17 protein-coding genes are annotated in these 17,918 nt (G+C 43.0%); 10 read left to right on the forward strand and 7 right to left on the reverse strand.

Annotation, left to right across the window (positions count from 1 at the left end):
- Positions 1 to 8 precede the first annotated feature (8 nt).
- Positions 9 to 1,184 (reverse strand): alanyl-tRNA editing protein, encoded by a 1,176-nt coding sequence (locus C1T21_RS11275; protein WP_103048316.1) that lies wholly within the window; start codon positions 1,182 to 1,184, stop codon positions 9 to 11.
- 237 nt (positions 1,185 to 1,421) lie between these two features.
- Here C1T21_RS11275 and C1T21_RS11280 point away from each other — a divergent pair, with 237 nt between their 5' ends.
- The 3 genes from C1T21_RS11280 to C1T21_RS11290 all read left to right on the forward strand — a co-directional run bounded on the left by C1T21_RS11280 (position 1,422) and on the right by C1T21_RS11290 (position 4,643).
- Positions 1,422 to 1,955 carry a MarR family winged helix-turn-helix transcriptional regulator gene (locus C1T21_RS11280; protein WP_103048317.1) on the forward strand — a complete coding sequence of 178 codons (534 nt, stop codon included), beginning with the start codon at positions 1,422 to 1,424 and terminating at the stop codon, positions 1,953 to 1,955.
- 134 nt (positions 1,956 to 2,089) lie between these two features.
- The gene (locus tag C1T21_RS11285) at positions 2,090 to 3,409 is read left to right on the forward strand and encodes an HlyD family secretion protein (protein ID WP_103048318.1); all 1,320 of its coding nucleotides are present in this window, start codon (positions 2,090 to 2,092) and stop codon (positions 3,407 to 3,409) included.
- Complete coding sequence (locus C1T21_RS11290) at positions 3,393 to 4,643, forward strand: ABC transporter permease (RefSeq protein ID WP_103048319.1); 1,251 nt, start codon at positions 3,393 to 3,395, stop codon at positions 4,641 to 4,643. The genes C1T21_RS11285 and C1T21_RS11290 overlap by 17 nt, the downstream gene beginning before the upstream one ends.
- 123 nt (positions 4,644 to 4,766) lie before the next feature.
- Here C1T21_RS11290 and C1T21_RS11295 read toward each other — a convergent pair whose 3' ends face one another.
- A complete protein-coding gene (locus C1T21_RS11295) occupies positions 4,767 to 5,327 on the reverse strand; it encodes an NAD(P)H oxidoreductase (protein ID WP_103048320.1) in 561 nt (186 codons plus the stop codon).
- 161 nt (positions 5,328 to 5,488) lie between these two features.
- Between C1T21_RS11295 and C1T21_RS11300 the strand changes: the two genes are divergently transcribed.
- The gene (locus tag C1T21_RS11300; RefSeq protein ID WP_103048321.1) at positions 5,489 to 5,884 is read left to right on the forward strand and encodes a winged helix-turn-helix transcriptional regulator; all 396 of its coding nucleotides are present in this window, start codon (positions 5,489 to 5,491) and stop codon (positions 5,882 to 5,884) included.
- A 41-nt stretch (positions 5,885 to 5,925) separates the two neighbouring features.
- Here the strand turns inward: C1T21_RS11300 and arsC are convergent, their stop codons facing one another.
- From arsC to C1T21_RS11315, 3 genes are all read right to left on the reverse strand, one after another.
- The gene (gene arsC / locus C1T21_RS11305) at positions 5,926 to 6,345 is read right to left on the reverse strand and encodes an arsenate reductase (thioredoxin) (RefSeq protein ID WP_061828947.1); all 420 of its coding nucleotides are present in this window, start codon (positions 6,343 to 6,345) and stop codon (positions 5,926 to 5,928) included.
- 25 nt (positions 6,346 to 6,370) lie between these two features.
- Positions 6,371 to 7,660, reverse strand: a complete 1,290-nt coding sequence (locus C1T21_RS11310) for an arsenic transporter (protein ID WP_103048322.1) — start codon at positions 7,658 to 7,660, stop codon at positions 6,371 to 6,373.
- 88 nt (positions 7,661 to 7,748) lie between these two features.
- Positions 7,749 to 8,102, reverse strand: a complete 354-nt coding sequence (locus C1T21_RS11315; RefSeq protein ID WP_103048323.1) for an ArsR/SmtB family transcription factor — start codon at positions 8,100 to 8,102, stop codon at positions 7,749 to 7,751.
- Between the two features lie 131 nt (positions 8,103 to 8,233).
- Between C1T21_RS11315 and C1T21_RS11320 the strand changes: the two genes are divergently transcribed.
- Positions 8,234 to 8,683: a MarR family winged helix-turn-helix transcriptional regulator gene (locus tag C1T21_RS11320; RefSeq protein WP_103048324.1), complete on the forward strand. Its 450-nt coding sequence runs from the start codon at positions 8,234 to 8,236 to the stop codon at positions 8,681 to 8,683.
- Positions 8,684 to 8,983: 300 nt separating this feature from the next.
- Positions 8,984 to 9,793, forward strand: coding sequence for an arsenite methyltransferase (locus tag C1T21_RS11325; RefSeq protein WP_103048325.1), 810 nt, complete (start codon positions 8,984 to 8,986; stop codon positions 9,791 to 9,793).
- An 81-nt stretch (positions 9,794 to 9,874) separates the two neighbouring features.
- On the opposite strand, the gene C1T21_RS11330 is transcribed toward C1T21_RS11325, so the two are convergent.
- A complete protein-coding gene (locus C1T21_RS11330) occupies positions 9,875 to 11,464 on the reverse strand; it encodes an alkaline phosphatase family protein (protein ID WP_103048326.1) in 1,590 nt (529 codons plus the stop codon).
- 153 nt (positions 11,465 to 11,617) lie between these two features.
- Between C1T21_RS11330 and C1T21_RS11335 the strand changes: the two genes are divergently transcribed.
- The 4 genes from C1T21_RS11335 to C1T21_RS11350 all read left to right on the forward strand — a co-directional run bounded on the left by C1T21_RS11335 (position 11,618) and on the right by C1T21_RS11350 (position 16,597).
- Positions 11,618 to 12,265 (forward strand): class I SAM-dependent methyltransferase, encoded by a 648-nt coding sequence (locus C1T21_RS11335; RefSeq protein ID WP_146032487.1) that lies wholly within the window; start codon positions 11,618 to 11,620, stop codon positions 12,263 to 12,265.
- Positions 12,222 to 12,995 carry an alpha/beta fold hydrolase gene (locus C1T21_RS11340; RefSeq protein WP_103048328.1) on the forward strand — a complete coding sequence of 258 codons (774 nt, stop codon included), beginning with the start codon at positions 12,222 to 12,224 and terminating at the stop codon, positions 12,993 to 12,995. The genes C1T21_RS11335 and C1T21_RS11340 overlap by 44 nt, the downstream gene beginning before the upstream one ends.
- Before the next feature lie 297 nt (positions 12,996 to 13,292).
- Entirely contained in the window at positions 13,293 to 14,798 is a 1,506-nt protein-coding gene (locus C1T21_RS11345; protein ID WP_103048329.1) for an alpha/beta hydrolase family protein, read from the forward strand.
- Between the two features lie 572 nt (positions 14,799 to 15,370).
- Positions 15,371 to 16,597 carry a sugar efflux transporter gene (locus tag C1T21_RS11350; protein WP_103048330.1) on the forward strand — a complete coding sequence of 409 codons (1,227 nt, stop codon included), beginning with the start codon at positions 15,371 to 15,373 and terminating at the stop codon, positions 16,595 to 16,597.
- 8 nt (positions 16,598 to 16,605) lie between these two features.
- Here C1T21_RS11350 and C1T21_RS11355 read toward each other — a convergent pair whose 3' ends face one another.
- Positions 16,606 to 17,823 carry a macrolide family glycosyltransferase gene (locus C1T21_RS11355; RefSeq protein WP_103048331.1) on the reverse strand — a complete coding sequence of 406 codons (1,218 nt, stop codon included), beginning with the start codon at positions 17,821 to 17,823 and terminating at the stop codon, positions 16,606 to 16,608.
- Positions 17,824 to 17,918 lie beyond the last annotated feature (95 nt).

Below are 17,918 nucleotides of genomic sequence, written 5' to 3' on the forward strand. Positions count from 1 at the left end.
CCATTACATCAGCCCTGAATGAACTGCCGCTGGGCCGTTTCAAAGAAATTTAAAAGGTCTTCGCGGGACGGGAATGCAGCCTGAGCAGATTGGTTGCTACCGCCCCCCTTACCGTGAAACGCGCCCAGATTCTCTTTCAAAAATGCTCCGCAGGCAACAGACTGGGTGCCGTTATGTGCCAGAATGATTTTGTTTTCTGCAGTTGTGGCAAATAAAACAAGCAGATCATGCTCAGCTGTCAGCTTGGTAGCCAATTGCTGCATGTCCTGAAGGGATTTTTGTTCGAATACACGAGCAAGAACATGCCCCTGCACAGCAGATAGCAACTCTTTCGCCTGGTACGAAGCATTTTCCTCTTGTAGGAGCTCCACTTGCGCCTTAAGCTGCTTATGCTCCTGCTCCCACTTTTCGAATCGGGTCAAAATATCTTTTCGCCCGGTATTGAACTTCGTAGATAACACGTCCAATATCTGAACACTATCGTTAAAGTCCTGGAGTGCGCGAATGCCACATTTAAAATGGATTCTTGCCATCCCCTTCTGCTTCTCCCATTTTAAGCATTTAATGATCCCAATTTCCCCGGTCTGAGCTACATGTGTACCGCCGCAAGCATTATATTCAATACCCTCGATCTCGACAATCCGAATATTTTCCGTCACTTTGGGCGTTTTCACCAGCGGAATATCCTTCAATTGCTCACTGGTTACAAAAAAACTTTTTATGCTGCGGTTACTGTATATTTGCTGATTTACTTCCTGTTCGATTGCCGATAATTGCGCAGATGTTATATCCGAACAGTTCACATCAATCGTGGCATACTCTTGTCCCAGATGAAAGCTTTCAGTACGCGCACCCAACAACTCCAGACAAACCGCTGACAGCAAATGCTGCCCGCTATGCTGCTGCATATGATCAAATCTGCGTTCCCAATCCAATCGGCAGGTCACTTTCCGATCCTCCGGCAAACGATCTACCTGATGCCAAATGTCCCCATCTTCGAGAACAACATCTAATACACGGACGTCCTGAATTATTCCTGTATCACAAGGCTGGCCTCCACTATGCGGATAAAATGCCGTTTCCTCCAGCATAACCAAATATTTTCCGTCTCTTTCCATGCTCTGTGTAATATGAGTGTCCCACTCCGTAAGATTTGGAGCAGTGTAGTATAATTTTGTCGTCATTCCAGATTCCTCACTTTAGGTTTTTGTTCTCGTGCGATATCCACTTATTATCAAGCACTTCATTGTAAATATCAATGTAGGGAAAAGCTTGAACCATTGCACGAACAACCTCCATATGGTGAAAAATCGCATGACGATTAACAAAATTTAGCTTGAAATTCATTTTTGAATAGATTAAGATTAGTCGGCTAACTAATTTGTCGATTGGAACATACTGTAAGAAGAAAGGAGAACCTTATGGATTTTGATTTACGGGACTTGCCCACTCGTGAGGCTCTGCAAGAATTTTCTATGCGTATCCCCGAGATTGATGTAAGAGCGACGGAAGCTATGCTATTTTTTATGCGGGTATCTTCCAGCGTCTTTAAAGTCAGTTTTGAGGGTTTTGAGAAGTTCGGTATATCTCATGGGAAATTTTCAATATTAATTCTTCTGTATCGCAACATCCATACAGGGTTGCTGGCTACAGAGCTTGCGGAAAAAGTAGGGGTTAGCAAGCCAACCGTTACCGGTCTCGTTGACCGTCTGGAACGCGATGGGCTTATTATTCGATCTGTTCATCCTTCCGACCGCCGTATGAGCATTGTTAAACTGACAGAACAAGGAACAGAAATGATGGAAAGACTGCTGCCTATACATTTTACATGCACTTCCACACTGATGAGCCACCTGTCCACCGATGAAAAAGAGCTGCTCCTGACATTACTGCAAAAAATAGAAAGCGGCATCCCTCAAGCAAAAGAGATATATAAAGCAGCAAAACCAGAATAAGTTTTAATTTTGTATTTTAGTTAGCCAACTAACTTTTAAATTATTAAATAAAAGAATAAATAAAATGTACATATCAGGATATTTATTCGAGTCTATGTTTAACTCATTTTAGGAATTTAAGGAGTGTATTACTCATGAATCGCACACAAGTCACCAGCCTCATCATCCCTGTCATTTCTATTGCCTGCCTTATCGGCGGGGGGTTCCTGCTTCAGACCAACGGACAAGATCAAGTCAATGCTTCTCGATCCGTTAAAGGCACAACACTAAATGCGGATAGCATTCATGTATCGTTTGAACAAGTAGGCGGCAAAATCCTGAACATCCCGGTAACAGAAGAAACTAAGGTGAAAAAAGGAACTGTCCTTATGACTTTGGATTCCACAGATGTGGATCTGCAAATTGAGCAGCTGCGGACACAAATCGCCCAGTTCAATACGCAAATCAGCCAACAACAACAATCCATCAATTTAGGGTATACACGAGCAGCAACTCAGGAAAAACAGGCACAGCTAGATATCGCGCAAGCTCAAGTGACTGAGCGTAAAAGTCAGGCGGCATTACAGCGGGCACAAGCGGCTGAGCGTCAAGCCACTGCCGCGGAACAACAGGTCAATAACGGGGCTCGGGATGAAGATGTTCAGCAGCAACGAATTGCCGTAGCCTCAGCCACCAAAAACGTTCAGACGGCTCAGACCAACTATAAGCGTAATAAAGCACTCTATGATGCAGGAAGTGCATCCAAAGCAGCGTTGGATGATGCCGAATCCTCTTTGACTTTAGCGACAAATCAGTTGAGCCAGCAAAAAGAGTCTCTTCAAAAGCTACTTCATGGCGCCACTTCTGAAGAACGTATGCAGGCCAGTGAACAGACGACACAAGCAGCCGTTTCGGTAAAACAAGCCGAGGAAGAAATTCGCGGTGCCCAATTGTCCGTCGATCGTTCCAAAACCCAACTGGAAACCATTCAGCAGAGTCGTCAACAGTTGGCGGATCAGAAGCTGGCTATTGACCTCTTAAAGCAACAAAAAGACGCACAGGAGGTTCAGCTTAAAACGTTGCTGCTCAAAAAAGAACGCCTGGTGTTAAAAGCTCCACAGGATGGCAAGGTTACTTCAATTAGTACCAAAGTAGGCGAAAATGTGGCGCAAGGGGCTCCTGTGATTACCCTGGAAACCAACGATTTATATTACGATCTCTATGTGAATGAAGAACAAGCGGGGAAATTCAAGGCCAATCAAGAAATTAAAACTCATATCTCTGGTCTCAATAAGGACCTGAAAGGTACGGTACGCTATGTAACTGCTGCACCACAATTCGCTAATGTGAAGATGTCCCGTGAAAAAGGAGAAGCAGATACCGCTACATTCCAGGTACGTGTATATGTAACAAGAGAAGCAGCTTTGCTACCAGGCATGACAGTTGAGGTGAATACAAATGAAATCTCTTCGTGATGAATGGTCGTATCTGGTTCACTCCAAGTATCCGATCATAGCTATTATCTTCCCGTTGATTGCCGTACTGGGGTATTCACTGTTGCTCCCAAGCAGCCAAATTAACGACGCTAACGTGGTAGTAGTGGATCAAGATAACACAGCTTACAGCCGTGAGTTCATTCAGAAAATAGATGCTTCCCCGTATATGAACGTAGCTGAGATTGTTTCGTATACGGACAACCCAGAACAGTATTTTTATCACGAGCAATATTTGGCTGTTATTTCCTTGCCGCATGGTTTAGAGGATAATCACAATCGTTCCCTTTCCAGCCGCGTGGGTCTCATTCTCGATAATACCAATGTTCAATCTATTACTTCGATTCGTACAGCTATGCAGGAAATTAGCGTTTCTGAGAATATGGAATTGTCTGTTCCAGCTATGTTGAAAACCGGAATGAACACAGAACAGGCCCAAGGGGCCCTCAATGGTATCGCCTTGGAAGTGCGTTCCCTGTTTAATCCAACCAATGACTATCAGAATACGACGATACTTGCATTCACTTGTATGTTCTCTTTTATGATACTGAATATAAATAGCTTACCTCTGGTCGCTAGACTCCGGGTTTCCAAGAGGCTGGCTGCTGAGCTGCAAAATCCGTTCAACATCCTGCTGCGTATGCTTCCTTATACGCTGTTTTCAACGGCTGGCCTAATCTTCTCTCTCGGGATGCTCAAAGTGTTTGGGGGAGGCCGTTTCGAGGCCAATCCGATTCTCTTTATGATTCCGGTTGTCCTGTATGTATTCGGTACCGTTTGTATCAATGTCCTGGTTGCATGGGGCGCTGCACATCCGGGAATAGCCATTGGCCGAATGGTGATGATACTCATGCCTGCTTTTGTTTTATCAGGGGCTGTTCTTTCCAGATCACTGTTTCCACCTTTAGCGATTCAAATCGGTGATTTCTTTCCCTTCGTATGGATGTACAAATTCCTGCGCACCATGGGTCTGCGTGGTGCACCTTTGCAGGAGATGCTTCCCGAACTCGGTTCTCTGTTACTATATGTGGGTATACTCTCCATGTTGGTGATCGCCAGAGCCCTATGGGAGAAACAGAAGCTAGCCAAGCAGACTGCGGGCACTGCTTCTGAAAAGGGCTCACCACATCCCGTTGTTCCAGCAAACACAACTGGCGGCGGGTTATCTATGCAAGGGGCACCATCAACACCTATGCACGAGCCTATAAAAGGATAGAGTCTCGTCTATAAAATAAAAAAGGGTTAAGTGCCGTCTAACGAGCCTTAACCCTTTTTCCATAATCAGGATTTTGCAAAAATCCCCAATAATATTAAACTCTCATTGTTATCAGAATAAAATTCACTTATATGCCCGACCTAATTGATAAGCGTGCTCCAGTAAACCTTCAATGTATTCTTTCGACTCGGACAAAGTATCATAGAAGAACTCCACCTTGGACTCTCTTACTCTTGCGTAACCAGCAATGGCTTTATTCAAATAATTAGTAACCAAATCGTGATATTCATACTTGATCAGATGTTCTTTCGTCCCTCCCGCCAAGCACATCCACAAAACCTGCTTCGTCGTAAATTCCTGAAGTAAACCTTTGTTCCAGACTTTATCCAGGTACCCTTTTAGCATGGAAGGGACACTGTACCACCATAGTGGAAACACAAAGACCAGAGCATCCGCAGCTGCAATTCTATCCATCTCTTTCCGCGTTTCAGGAGCATATTGTTTATGGGTCGTATTCCAATCCAGCTCATCTGCAGCGCTGTACACCGGATTGTATCCATCCCGATCCAAGTCCAAAATATCTACCTCGTGCTTATTCTCTTTCAATCCCTCTACAAAACGATTCATGACCGCGAGGGTAAGTGAATCTTCTCTAGGATGCGTGACGACCAATAGAACCTTCATGTATCCGTAACCTTCTTTCTCCTCATAATTGTTGAACCCTGTCTACAGATGCTATTATGGATGTTATACATTAGAGTGTGAAGTACGCACTTTAATGTACTGTAGGTACTTTAAGGTTCCTTAGTGCTTTTAGGACTACAGATCGGAGAGGGGGAAAGTCTATGGAAGACAACGCCAAAACCTATATGCTCGGGATCGAGGCAACTTTAGAGGTCATCAGTGGAAAGTGGAAAGGCATCATCCTGCATCATTTAACCAGCGGCAGAAAACGTACATACGAACTTCGTCAACTCATTCCCAAAATCACCCAAAAAGTGCTTACCCAACAGCTTAGAGAGCTTGAAAAGGATGGAATCATCCACCGCATCATTTATAACCAGGTTCCACCCAAAGTGGAGTACGAGCTTAGTGAATATGGATGGGATTTTAAAGATCTGCTTGATCGTTTTTGCTTATGGGGAGAAGATCATTTGGATAGGATCTATGGAGATAAAACAAAGGTGCTGGAAGAGTATTCTGTGAAGGAAAAAAACGCCAAACAAGCACCACCTCTTTAAGGAGGCGTGCTTGTTTGAAATACTATAGCTGTGTACCTTGTTTATTCACCAGTCTCCGCAAATTTCCGAATACGAGCCCCGACTTCATCCCGTACACGCTGGAACACGCTCCATTTCTCTTCTTCTGTTCCTTGTGCTTTAGCTGGATCATCAAATCCCCAATGTTCACGACGAACGTGCGGAGGTGTGATAGGACATTTATCTGCAGCATCTCCGCACAAGGTCACAACCAAATCCGCGCTGTTCAGCAAAGCAGGATCTATAATATCTGAAGTTTGTCCGGAGATATCGATCCCTATTTCATTCATCGCTTGCACCGCTTTAGGGTTAAGGCCGTGTGCCTCAATGCCCGCACTGTATACATTCCAACGGTCTCCCAAGTATTTTTTGGCCCAGCCTTCTGCCATTTGACTGCGACAAGAATTACCAGTGCATAAAAAGTAAATTGTCTTCTTTTCCATCATTAATGTCTCCTTCAATGTTCAATTATGAAATGACTAACCACAGGTATAAGCCCAATAGGGTCATAAAAAGTGTAGGAATGGTTAAGACAATGCCTGTCTTAAAATAAGTCCCCCAAGAAATTTTTACGTTTTTCGAACGGAGCACATGCAGCCACAACAACGTGGCTAATGAACCGATCGGAGTTATTTTCGGCCCCAGATCCGATCCAATCACGTTAGCATAAATCAACGCCTCTTTGACCATACCGGTTGCATGGGTGGCATCAATGGCAAGCGCATTAATCATGACCGTAGGCATGTTATTCATGACCGACGAGATAATCGCCGCAATAAAACCCATGCCCATGGTGGCCACAAACATACCTTGATCAGCAGCCGCTTGAATCACATGGGCCAGCAGATCCGTCAAACCGGCATTACGTAGACCATACACCACAACATACATTCCGATGGAGAAAAATACGATAGCCCATGGAGCGCCCTTAATGACTTCTTTCATCGGCACTGCAGGGCTTCTACGCGCCATCAATAAGAAAAAGATAGCAATAATACCAGCCACCGCCGAAACGGGAATGTTAAAAAATTCGCATGCAAAGTAGCCAACGAACAAAACCGCAAGAACGATCCAGGACATACGGAACATTTTTGGATCTTTAATCGCTTCCGCAGGCGTGATTAATTGTGCCGCATCAAACGTTTTCGGAATTCTTTTGCGAAAAAAAAGATACAGTACCCCTATACTGGCTGCTAAAGAAAATAAATTAGGTACAATCATGCGACTCGCATATTCCATAAAGGTGATCCCAAAGAAATCAGCTGACACAATGTTGACTAAGTTGCTGACCACAAGCGGAAGCGACGTCGTGTCTGAAATAAAACCGCTCGCTATGATAAAAGGAAAAACCATTCTCTCATCCAATTTAAGTGCCCGAACCATCGCCAGTACAATCGGTGTCAGTATTAAGGCCGCACCGTCATTCGCAAAAAAAGCAGCAACAACGGCGCCAAGAATGGTCACATAAACAAACATCCGGGTTCCGCTTCCTCGCGCAGCTCGTGCCATGTGAAGCGCCGCCCATTCGAAGAAGCCGATTTTATCAAGCACCAACGAAATCAGAATAATGGCTACAAAAGCCAGTGTCGCATTCCAGACAATATGAGTAACTTCCCAAACATCATGCAAATCGACGACACCCACCAGCAAGGCGAGTATGGCACCGCCGCAGGCAGACCAGCCGATAGACAGATTTTTAGGCTGCCAGATCACCAACACTAAAGTGGCTAAAAATATAATGCATGCCAACAAAATCAATGTTTTAAACCTCCATTACATTACCTTATAAACATATACTTATATTGAAAACATCTTTATCCCTGCAAGGAGTTAAACGGAGCAGCCTTTAGGATGAGCAGCAAGCTGATGAATCCGGCCCACAAGATGCTATCGGCTCCTCTTTATTCAGCCATTTTAAAATCTGCTTGGAGTCTGGCATACGCTCAAGAACGGCTTGAATATGCGGCTTGTCGTCTACATTTAAGGAATAGTATACCCACTGACTTCGTCGTTCTTCTTTTACAATTCCTTGCGACTTTAATTTTCTCAAATGTTGGCTAATTGCTGGCTGCGACATATCAAAGATATCTACAAATTCGCAAACACACCATTCTCTCTCTCTTAGCAGGGAAAGCATAGCCAGCCGAGTTTTATCGCCCAATAGCTTTAAATGATCGGCTACGTAGCCAAGTTGATCCAATATGTGACCCCCTTCCACTTATATAACTATATGCTTATATACTAATGGAGTTCGGTTTTAATATCAAGAACGAATAATACTTGCAATTTGCAAATGAATAACGTATAACTAAGGCATGAGGTGAAACATACATGGAAAATACACGAGAATTATTTCAAAACATGACCCGTCGTTTAGGTTTACTGAACAAAAACTGTTGTACCGTGGGTGGGCATGACATTTCTCCGGTTCAAAGTCATATTCTTTATGAAATTGACCGTCAGCATAAACCTTCCATGCAGCAAATTGCTGAAACCCTTGGAACAGATATCACTACGTTTAGCAGACAGGTTCAGAGCTTGACCAAGATGAATCTGGTTGAGAAAACGCCGGACCCTAGCGATCGTAGAGTCTATACCCTGTCTCTTACCGTGGAAGGTAAATATGTAGCGACTACTATTGACGCACAAATGAACGAGTACTTGAACGAGGTCTTTTCGTTTTTATCTGATTTTGAAAAAGAAACCGTGATTCGATCTGTGAAACTCTTTAACGATGCCATGGCCCAATCCAGTAAATGTTGTTTTCCGGTAAGAGGATAACCCCTTTAATACTTGCAATTTACAATATTTTAACTTCTGGAGGTTTGTAAAAATGATCGACAACATATATGTTGCAGAATACCTGATGAACGCTCACGAATTAGAAAAGCAGCACCGATCTCAGTCCGTATGGAAATGGTCAAATTCAAATCCCCAAAAAAAAGTTCGTTTGTCTTTTGACTTTTTTCTTCCAAAGCCAGTGCAAACCTCTATCTGCTGCGCGCCTTGCTGCTAACTAAAACATAAGAGCATTCAAATTCTATTCCACCTCCCCCATCCAAATTAAAGGAGTGTTTTGATATGAATAAACTTACGAATGATGAAATTCGCCAAAATGTACGGAACCATTACCAACAGATTGCTGTTAAGGAAGTCAATCCCCCCCCCCCAGCAGGCAGCTGCTGTGGATCTCCGTCAGATGCGGATAGCCTCTCATCGCAAATGGGTTATTCGACTGAGGAGTTAACAGCTGTCCCTCAAGGAGCAAATCTCGGACTTGGCTGTGGTAACCCGCAAGCTATTGCAGAACTGAAAGCAGGAGAAGTTGTCCTCGATCTGGGCAGTGGCGGCGGCTTCGATTGCTTTTTGGCTTCTCGCCAAGTAGGGGACAACGGCAAGGTCATCGGGGTCGATATGACTCCGGATATGATCAGCCGCGCCCGCAGTAACGCAGTCAAAGGGAATTTCACAAATACCAACTTTCGTCTAGGTGAAATCGAGCATCTACCAGTAGCGGATGGTACAGTAAACGTTATTATTTCCAACTGCGTGATAAACCTTTCACCGGATAAACAGCAGGTCTTCAACGAAGCCTATCGTGTTCTGCAATCTGGCGGCAGATTAGCAATTTCCGATATCATTACCACTGCAAAACTTCCTTCAGAAATAAAAAATGACCTAAATGAGTTATATTCCGGCTGTATTTCCGGCGCCTCTTCATTGGAAGAAGTGAAATCCATGCTGCAGCAAAGTGGATTTACGAGTATTAGTATCGAACCTAAAGATGAATCCAAATCATTCATCAAAGATTGGGTACCTGGCGCAAACGTGGATGATTACATTGTTTCCGCAGTCATAAAAGCTACGAAAGCCTCTAAACAGGCAGATTGAAAAACTCCGTATACATTCTTCTGTCCATCTGCGTAGGGGATGACAGTAAAATCATCCCCTATCCAAATAAGATAAATAAACTTATCCATTCACCAATTGCATAATCCAGTCTTTTATATCAACGATTCGCAGTGTTTTGGGGCGTGTATTCGTTCCGGAAATAATTAATGGGACAAGGGAATCTTTTTCATGCAGCGAACCATGAGCTCCCCCTCCGATGTGGGTAGGAGAACTTTCACCGACGAGTTCATATCCGGGTTGTACCGTGACGACAATATATCTACCTCCATGTGAATACATTGCCCCGTGCAGCCTCGCCAAAACGTCTGGATATTTTCCATATTTGATCCGGTTGTTATTTATCGTAATATCCACAAGGTCTTCTTCGCCCGACAATGTCCATGATTGTCCATATTCATCGGTGTATTTTCCACCAGGATGATAAGAAAATAGCTTACCCTTTTTCCCCTTTGTAACATGAATATTGTTTTTACCATCTTTCATAGCGATAATGTCGAGCTTTTCCTCTTTTTGTAAGCGCTTCACTACATCAGATAACTCGACGTTATCATTAATCGCATAAACATAAGCCATTCGTTCATTCGTGGAAATGACAATTTGATCTTCTTTTTTTACTGATTGATTTAATTTTGCTATGCGGTAATGGTTTAACAGCGGCTTTATCTCAACAGTCGCTACCTGTCGATCATCATAAACCGCGCTTTGCGCACTATCACCCATGACAATCCATATCGCATTTTTTACAGCCTGTTCCCACGAACCGTATGCGTTCAACACGGTTTGCAGCGCTTGATCCGCTTTTTCAATTCCTTCCAACTGAGCCGGGCCTTTTTTATGCACCGAACTATCATTTTCTGGAAAATATGTGACAGTTACGCTTGGAAGTTTTTTTTGATTGATTAGAAAAGCGGTATCTTTTGCGGAAAACTCGTCGTTCATCCCGAATTTTTTCCACGGAGGAGTATTCCAGCTATTCTTTGGATCCAGTTGTGCAAAAGTTGCATAAGAAAACCATTTAGGTCCTGTTATTCTCAATTGTTCTGGCACACGATTGCTGCTCGTTATAAAGCGAGGTACTTTTAAGTCATGTTCCGTTCTTCCTCTAAAAACAATAGCGTTGATTGATGCCGATTCTTTTCCTTTGTCAGCCAGCTCTTCGTGAATTGTTTTTGTTTTTTTGTTCAAATGAACTTGATTTAACTGATAAATAGCATCCATAAATACTTGCATTTGATCTATCTTCAAGGCTTCTTTGGCACCATTGCCGTAGAGAATCATGCGTTTCTTTTGGTCGCTGTACCAAACGAGTCCAGGCACATGATGTTGGTCTGCATACGTTCCCGTTAATAATGTACTGTCGATTGTCACAGACATCGTGGGAAATGAACTCACTACATGCGGGAAATATTGCCCTTGATTAAGGAGATATTGCATTGCCGGAGCACGGCCTGCTTGAATCGCATCTTGCAAAGGCTTATCCATTAAAGAATCAATCATGATGAATATGACCGGTTTGGCCTTATTATTCACTGGGATATGGGACTTGATGCTTTGTTGATTTAGCTGTTGACTGGAGTCCGCCCTGCAACCGACGAGTAGTAAACTTAAACTTAGCACTAGTACAATCGCGATTTTATACTTTATTCCCATTTGTGTATCCCCTTCTTTGAAAAACACTTTCCCTTGATTTTTTATTTTTGCTTACACTAAAAAAAATTATTCCGAAATGAATTTTTTTGATCTAATAGGCCAAATTATCTCTAGTGACTCGAATAATTAGAAAGATGGTGAATTCCCATTAACATTCCGTTCTCACCTAGACTTTATCATTGGTTTGTCCGTCCGAAATGGTTTACTAAAAAATATATCCATGATTATGTACATTCCCATTTTTCTTTTGATGGACAAACTGTACTGGATTTTGGCTGCGGCACTGGAGCAAATTGCTCCATGTTTCACCCATTGTATTATGTTGGGATTGATCCTGACACCCAACGAATTGGTTATGCAAAGCGATTATATAGCCACCATGCATTTCAAGTTTTAAATAGTAAGAAGCTCCCATTTAATAATGAGTCGTTCGACTACATACTTATTATCGCTGTATTACACCACATTTCTTCGGATGAAATATCAAGTTACATGAAGGAATTTCAAAGAATTCTAAAGCCTAACGGAACCATTGTCGTTATGGAACCATGTTTATCCAAGAAAAAACCGCTATGTAACTGGTTTATGAAATGGTACGACAACGGGGAGTATATTCGTAATGAAAAAGAATATATTCGATTGTTTAGAGATCAGAATTATGATTGTAGAGTCATAAAACGATTCCGAAAATGTTTTTTATATCACGAGTTATTTTTTTCAGTAAAACCAAATTCTTCAAAGGGAGAGGAATATAACGATGACTACCACAAGCATAAACGGATACTCGATGCATTATATTGATTCCGGAAAAGGGTTCGCCATCCTATTCATTCACCCTCCAGTACTCACAAGCTTAAATTTCACATACCAAATCCAAGGGCTATCGCCTCATTTTCGAACGATTGCTTTTGATATTAGAGGACACGGTAAGAGTCAGCCTTCCAAACAGACCGTTACTTACCCTCTCATCGCCCTGGATATTAAACATTTGATGGACCGGATGAGCCTGGATAAAGTATTTCTGTGTGGATATTCTACCGGAGGCTCGATAGTACTTGAATTCCTCTTGACTTATCCAGATCGGGCATGGGGAGGCATTGTTATCAGTGGAATGTCAGAAGTAAACGAATGGCGACTAAGAAACAAAATTTCTTTGGGCATTGCTCTTTCCAAAATCGGCACAATCGGTACGATTGCCCTTTCTAATGCTTGGTCACAAACGAAACAGTTATCTTTGTTCTGTAAGTTATTCAACGATGCAAAGCAGGGAAATCCGAGGAACGTCGAACAATATTACCGTTACAGCTTGAAGTATAACTGTACCTCACGGCTCGGGGAAATCCATCTTCCTGTCCTGCTCGTTTATGGTGAAGAAGATAAGCACTTCCATCCCTATGCCAAAATATTGCATCAACAACTACCAAATAGTGAACTGGTTTTCCTTAAGAAAGCTGATCATCGCCTTCCTACGAAAGCCGCCGGATTATTGAATGAACTGATCAAGCAGTTCGTAGATCGGTTCAGCCTTTAAAGCAAATCCTACAGGATAATTCCACATACATATCTACATCCCACTCCTGTTACGTTAAGCGTCAAATAGCCCCCCCCACCTGTTCAACATCCGTTGGCCATGACATGCGGCGGATGGGGCATTCCTTTCCGGACCCCGGCCGAAAGGCAGGAATCAGTACATTACATGCCGTTTTCTGCGCCATCGTCGCGCAACCTTACAAGAGTGTTAGGCAATTGTCATCTAGATCAATGGTATCAACCTAGCTGCTCCTCTATACTAATCCATTGATAGGATTATTTTTAAGGGGGAGTTGGCGTGAGGTTTTTTGAAATGCTGCTATTCTTTTCAAGTGCTTGTTTGTTGGCACTCCTGTTCATTATCAATCAACGTATACGAAGACCAGCTTTGCTCCTGACAAGCGGAGCAGGCTCCATTTTTTTAGTGATACATTTGCTTGTCGAAGGATACAGGGTTCAGCTTTTATTTTTATACGGATTTACGATCCTGATGCTTATGCTCTCGCTTATAGACGTTTTCATAACGCTGAAAGTCGTTCGGACTGCCTCGCGAATCCGTAGGGTGCTGGGCCGCCTTTTTATCGTGATTGGGCTAATCGCAACGGCGTGCTTCCTCTATGTGTTTCCCGTATTCGACTTTCCGGCGCCAACCGGCGAGTTGAAGGTAGGCACGCAAGTCTTTCATTTCATCGATCCAAGCCGGGAGGAGACATTTGGCAAAACCGCGACAGGCAAAAGGGAATTGATGGTTCAGGTATGGTATCCGGCTCAAGCTGGCATCGGCAAGTACGCTCCCTTTATTCCCGATACCCAGATTTTACGTTATATGGCCGCGGACTATGGCCTTCCCGGGTTTACTTTTCAACACCTGAAGTACGTATACAGTCATGCTTATTCGGGGGCCGAAGTCTCTTCGGCACAGACTTCATACCCGCTGATCCTTGCGAATCCCGGCAATGGCTCTTCCAGGTTCCTCCACACGTCGCAAGCCGAAAATCTTGCGAGTCATGGATATATCGTGGCAGTGATCGACCACACCTACAATACATTTGCAACCGAGTTTCCGGACGGGCGAATCACGACCAGCACAACCAACGACTTATTCTCGCCCGCCCATGATTACCAGACGAGTAGAGGAAATCGCGACAAGTTGGGAAAAGTTTTAACCGGCGATGTGGCGTTTGCGCTGGACCAATTCGAGCTCATCCAATCGGGGCAGATTACAAGTCATCTAAAAGGGAGGATTGATCTCGGTCATGTCGGGGTGTTCGGTCATTCCATCGGCGGAGCGACGGCCTATGACGCTTCTTACGATCCGCGAATCGCGGTTGGAATAGACCTTGATGGAGGGCTTTATCGACTGCGTGACAGAGAGAGTCTGCGAAAGCCGTTTTTGTTCATCAACTCGGAAAGCTATTTCGAAAAATTAAAAATGGTGATGGATAACCGGGTCTACACGGATGCAGAGCTTAACCGTATGGGCTCAACAAGAGAGTGGGAGGATCAAGTAACGGAAGATAAAAAGTTGGAGCTTGAACGGATGCGCGAAGCGGTCAACGAAGGGGGACAAGTCCTCTATATCGAAAATACGGAGCACTTGAATTTTGCCGACGTACAGTTCATTTCTCCGATTTTCAAAATGCTGGGCATTACAGGAAAGATTGCGCCCGAAAGAGCGAACTCCGTTATCAATGCCTATATGCTGGATTTCTTCGATAGGTATCTGAAAAATCAAGGCGGAATCTTAATGAAAGGACCGGATAGCCGCTTTCCGGAGGTGAAGTTCGTAACCTCGCTATTATAAATTACGGAACAGGCTACCGATTTTGATATGCTCCCCTTCAAGTAGGCAGGTTTAATAAATAAACCGCTACTTGAAGGGGAGTTTTCCTTTGTCTAAGAAGAACGCATACAATGCGATTGAGAAACTAGCCATCATACAGGAGTTAAAAGCAGGACAGAGCAGCCGTGTGGAAGTAGCAAAAAAAACATAACATCAGCGTTACCACCTTAGTGAAATGGCGACATCGCTATGAGTTGTACGGAATGGGGAAGCGAAAGCTATGAGCAAGGGGCGGTCTACTAATCATCAGGAACGAATAGACATTGTTCTTTACTGTCTTGCCCACGATCATGACTACCGGAAGACAGCGGAACAGTCAGGTTAATCTCATGATCTCATAGCTAGGTTAGTAGTTGAAGGTGTGGAGAGTTTGACGCTTAGCCTGTTACAGTATCTTTGCCTGTATATTGTCCTGCTCATCAAAGTGAAAAATAATATATAATATTTTACACCATGTAAATATACAAATTATGCTAAAGTCATATATAGTTTGGTTGGGATAGGTATGTATTCGGAAGGAGTGTAAAAATGAAATGCTAAAGCGTATTCAGAATCTTTTTGTTATCCCTAACTACCCATTGTTCATGATCTGCATGTTATTACAAGGCATGGCTATATCCATCAGCGCACCTTTTTTAGCTGTATATTTTACAAGTACACTTGGCGTATCTGTGGGAACCTTTGGTGTATTTACAGCGGTAACTTTGATTTGTGGCATATGGATAAGCTCTCTGATTGCCAAACGTTCTGATACCGGATTAGATCGTAAACAAATTTTGGTGATTTGTACGTTATTTAATGCCATAGCCTTTGCAGGATATCTTGTAATCCAAAATTTTTATGTACTTTTTGTTTATATGACGATCTTTACGGCCATTGGTGCTCCTGGGATGCCGCAGTTATTTGCCAGTGCACGTGAAGCAGTAGATCGCAGTAAATCTGCGGATCACGCCTTTGCTAATTCAACGCTTCGGTCTATGTTTTCTCTCGGATTTATTACCGGGCCGCTTTTTGGTTCCTTTTTGATTGCACATACGGGCTTTAAAGGTATCTTTATGGGAACGACCTCTATGTTTGTTCTCATTGCTGTTCTTTTATTCTTTTTTATCCAGCAGCCTCCCGCTCAGCTTAAACATAAGAATCAACTTTCACTTCATACCATTACATTACATAAAAATATTGAGATTCTGATCCCCTTTTTAGTTCTTACTCTGCTCTATACGTCTCACTGGATGAACAGTTTAAATATTTCTTTGTTCATCATTCACAATTTAAAAGGTGACACGAGTGACGTTGCTCTAGTATCCAGTATTTGTGCAATTTTGGAAATCCCATTGATGCTCATGCTAGGCGTACTAGCAGCTAAATACTCCAACCGTTTGCTTGTATTTTTAGGGGCATTAACAGGAGTTGTCTATTATATCCTTGTTATTATGTCTACGGAGATGTGGCAGCTATTCGTGGGGCAACTTCTTCTAGCCTTCTTTGTTGCAGTGATTTCTGCCATTGGCATTAGTTACATGCAGGATTTGTTGCCCTCTCTTCCAGGGTACGCATCGACGCTATATTCCAATGCGACAACCATTGGAAGACTGGTGGGGAGCTTGATGGGCGGATTAACCGCTCAATGGATTGGTTACCGAAACACCTATTGGGTATGTTTGGCCCTAATCATCTGCTCCCTTGGTCTTCTGGCGATTTCAAAGAAATTAGAGTTTGAAAAATCTGCTGCTTTAAAAGAAAGGAATCACAGTATATAGACTGCGCCTTATTTATCTATGGTGGAGAAATGACTCATAATTGTATCTGCCGCATGTCTATACCCACCAGCCTGACGTAATGATTCGCCGATCACATAAGCCTTTTCTTTATAGGTTGGATGACTCAATACCTCTAATAAGGCAGCTCTCAAACTAGCGGGTGTAAGCTTATTTTTATCCACAACAACACCCGCTCCCAGTTCCTGCACCCGACTGGCTACGATCGGCTGATCCGATGTTAAAGGAATCATGACCTGCGGTACATTGTAATATAAGGCTTCACTTGTACTGTTCATCCCCGCATGTGTAACAAAAGCATCCACATGCTGAAGCATTTCCAATTGCGGAATATAAGGCTTGATTATAAAATTGTCAGGGATACACGGGGCCAATGGCTCCATGTCTGTATAATTGCCTGAAGACAGCACAAACTGCACAGGCAAATCGCGAAATGCTGCAAAACAAAGCTTATAAAATTCCAAGTCTTTATTCAAAATAGTACCCATCGAAATGTAAACCGCCTGTGGATGCAGAACACGAAGTTGTTCGAACGGGAAAGATGGAGCATCTTTACGCGGTACAATAGAAGGACCTGTAAAAATAAAACTGTGATCCAGTTTTTCAGCTTGCGGTTGAAAATAGCTGCTTGTATAAACGATTCTTAAGCGCCCGCCATGAGGAGCAATCTTTTCTATAGCTGGAGCCTCAACCTGAAGCTCATTAGCTAGTTGATGCGTTATTTGCATCGTAGCCGTGTACAACTTCTTTACCTCCGGATCATTGTCATTCATGCCTTGCCCCGATCCCAATGGCTCTACGAAAGCAAAAGAAGCGATAGAGCACACAGCAGGGATTCCTAGCTTCTCAGCAATAATCGTGCCTCCCCAGCCCATCAAAGAATCATAGATTAAATAATCATAGGTTCTGTTTTCAATAACTCTCAAAACCTCTGGAATAATCGGAAGAATCATACCTTTTACCATCATGTACACAAATTGATAATGATGTTTGTATTCTGCTGGCTTTAAATCAGAGTCTTTAGAAAAAGCATCATCAACAAAAGGGTAGGTGATCATCTGTGCTCCTGTCTGTTGAATTCTCGTACGATATTCTTCCGTACACACATAGTCAACATCCTCCCCACTGTCTACCAACCTTTTCACTAATCCTAGTGTCGGATTAACATGGCCTTCAGCAGGCGTGATCACTACTAACACACGTGCCATACCTTACACCTCCAAATCAATAATAAATTACAATTTGAAATAAATGCACTTTTAACATAGCAAACATTTACCATATAAACAAGTTTCTTCAATGC

The sequence above is a fragment of the Paenibacillus sp. F4 genome (genome assembly GCF_002894905.1).
Classification (GTDB): Bacteria; Bacillota; Bacilli; order Paenibacillales; family Paenibacillaceae; genus Paenibacillus; species Paenibacillus polymyxa_B.

Bases quoted from the DNA above. Each gene is read 5' to 3' on its own strand.
- C1T21_RS11275 (WP_103048316.1), bottom strand. From the start codon at position 1,184: ATGACGACAAAATTATACTACACTGCTCCAAATCTTACGGAGTGGGAC.
- C1T21_RS11280 (WP_103048317.1), top strand. From the start codon at position 1,422: ATGGATTTTGATTTACGGGACTTGCCCACTCGTGAGGCTCTGCAAGAA.
- C1T21_RS11285 (WP_103048318.1), top strand. From the start codon at position 2,090: ATGAATCGCACACAAGTCACCAGCCTCATCATCCCTGTCATTTCTATT.
- C1T21_RS11290 (WP_103048319.1), top strand. From the start codon at position 3,393: ATGAAATCTCTTCGTGATGAATGGTCGTATCTGGTTCACTCCAAGTAT.
- C1T21_RS11295 (WP_103048320.1), bottom strand. From the start codon at position 5,327: ATGAAGGTTCTATTGGTCGTCACGCATCCTAGAGAAGATTCACTTACC.
- C1T21_RS11300 (WP_103048321.1), top strand. From the start codon at position 5,489: ATGGAAGACAACGCCAAAACCTATATGCTCGGGATCGAGGCAACTTTA.
- arsC (WP_061828947.1), bottom strand. From the start codon at position 6,345: ATGGAAAAGAAGACAATTTACTTTTTATGCACTGGTAATTCTTGTCGC.
- C1T21_RS11320 (WP_103048324.1), top strand. From the start codon at position 8,234: ATGGAAAATACACGAGAATTATTTCAAAACATGACCCGTCGTTTAGGT.
- C1T21_RS11325 (WP_103048325.1), top strand. From the start codon at position 8,984: ATGAATAAACTTACGAATGATGAAATTCGCCAAAATGTACGGAACCAT.
- C1T21_RS11330 (WP_103048326.1), bottom strand. From the start codon at position 11,464: ATGGGAATAAAGTATAAAATCGCGATTGTACTAGTGCTAAGTTTAAGT.
- C1T21_RS11340 (WP_103048328.1), top strand. From the start codon at position 12,222: ATGACTACCACAAGCATAAACGGATACTCGATGCATTATATTGATTCC.
- C1T21_RS11350 (WP_103048330.1), top strand. From the start codon at position 15,371: ATGCTAAAGCGTATTCAGAATCTTTTTGTTATCCCTAACTACCCATTG.
- C1T21_RS11355 (WP_103048331.1), bottom strand. From the start codon at position 17,823: ATGGCACGTGTGTTAGTAGTGATCACGCCTGCTGAAGGCCATGTTAAT.